Here is a 422-nt window from a genome sequence, read left to right on the forward strand (position 1 = left end):
GTATAAAAGGATAAAAGAAATTCTAGTTTTTTTGTTTTATAGCCTGTTTCCTCTTCTAGTTCTCTCGCAGCTGATTCAAGAGGATTTTCTCCCTTTTCAAGCTTCCCTGCTGGTATTTCTACAATTGTTTTACCTAGAGCTTTTCGGTACTGTCTTACTAGGACAATGTTCCCTTCTTTTGTCATAGGCACGACTGCTACAGCTCCTGGGTGCTTAACTATTTCACGAGAACTCATTTTTCCGTTAGGAAGCTCTACCTCCTTTACTTCTAAATCAATAACTTTCCCTTTAAAAATTTGCTTAGTTGCTACTGTCTTTTCATATAAATGGTCCATTTTCTCCTCCAAAATATGTATTCGTGTAACTTTCAGTTCTTTTTCTTCCAATCCCATCATAAATGTGTACCATAATCTACTTGAAGG

1 protein-coding gene is annotated in these 422 nt (G+C 36.3%); it reads right to left on the minus strand.

Annotated features, from left to right (window positions below; translation table 11 throughout):
* Nucleotides 1-335: NUDIX domain-containing protein (locus tag KH400_RS21415; RefSeq protein WP_217228091.1), on the minus strand; the 335-nt coding region annotated here is incomplete at its 3' end.
* Nucleotides 336-422 lie beyond the last annotated feature (87 nt).

Origin of the sequence: Desertibacillus haloalkaliphilus (assembly GCF_019039105.1) — a bacterium.
In the GTDB taxonomy this organism is placed as follows: domain Bacteria; phylum Bacillota; class Bacilli; order Bacillales; family KJ1-10-99; genus Desertibacillus; species Desertibacillus haloalkaliphilus.